General features: G+C 28.7%; 2 protein-coding genes. Both read right to left on the bottom strand.

The features are described from left to right. Positions 1-12: 12 nt before the first annotated feature. Positions 13-714, bottom strand: coding sequence for an HD domain-containing protein (locus COZ07_RS06675; protein ID WP_406607792.1), 702 nt, complete (start codon positions 712-714; stop codon positions 13-15). Continuing rightward, a partial coding sequence (locus COZ07_RS06680) for a hypothetical protein (protein WP_406607793.1) occupies positions 678-1,092 on the bottom strand: 415 nt, incomplete at its 5' end. The genes COZ07_RS06680 and COZ07_RS06675, both read right to left, overlap by 37 nt.

The following is a 1,092-nucleotide window of genomic DNA, read 5'->3' on the forward strand; positions in this document are numbered from 1 at the left end:
ATATACACCCGCTTAATGAGCATTAATAATCCTTTCCTTTAATTCTAAAATAGGTTTCAAATATTCTTCTTTTCCATTCTCGGCTTTTTTGTCATAATAAGCAAATTCTGTAATTAAAATAGCTGCATCTAAATCTACATTATCAATAAATCTCTTAATTGTTTCATCTGTCCAATTTGGATTTCGTTGATAATCTAATGGGTACATATGATATTTAATAATAGTTAAAATTAAATCTTCTCCCCCAATATTCAAATCATTGATAATCTTTTTCGCAATATCATAACTATAATTTTGATGATTATAAAAATTTCCCAATTCAAAATAACTCTTTACTTTTCCCGTATCGTGTAATAATCCTGCCCATCTTAAAATAATATTATCTATTGGAATAACTTCTACAACTCTTAATGTATGATCAAAAGCATTAACAGACTTAGCTTTAATTTGAGGAATAAAAGATAATTCATGAACATCGGGCAAAAGAAGAGAAAGAATTCCAATTTTTTCAAAAAATTCAAAAATTTCTCTTGCTTTATTAGTTCTTAAAATATAATCAAAAATTCCTCCTATTTTATATCCATGATATAAATTACAATTATCATATATTTTTCCTAAATCATAATAAGGGATATCTTTACCTTCTAATATATATTTAACAATAAAATAAAGCTGTTCTATCCCATCATTTTCTCTAATTCCGTTCGATCCCACGATAAAATACTCCTACCTAAATCTAATAATGCAACTATTTCTTTTTTCTTATCTTGAGCCCTATCTGCTAAATATTCATAAAGCAAAAGTTGTTCTTCTTCTTGAATCAATGTAGTCTTTCCCCCATTAAACTCAATTTCCTCTATAAGCACTAATCCTTTTTGGGCTGCAACTTTCAACTTCTCTGATTTAGCATAAATTGCTTTCCAAGCCAATGCTCCAACTTTATCTCGTTTAAGTTCTTGTTGTTTATACATAAAATTTGCTTTGGCTGCCAATGTATTCAAGCGACCATAGAGATTATAGCTACGGGCGAGATCATCTCTTATAGCATGCCCCGCATTACTAAGATCAATTGAAAAATCAAATTCATCTGAG

Source organism: Candidatus Infernicultor aquiphilus (assembly GCF_002784285.1).
Taxonomy (GTDB): domain Bacteria; phylum Atribacterota; class Phoenicimicrobiia; order Phoenicimicrobiales; family Phoenicimicrobiaceae; genus Infernicultor; species Infernicultor aquiphilus.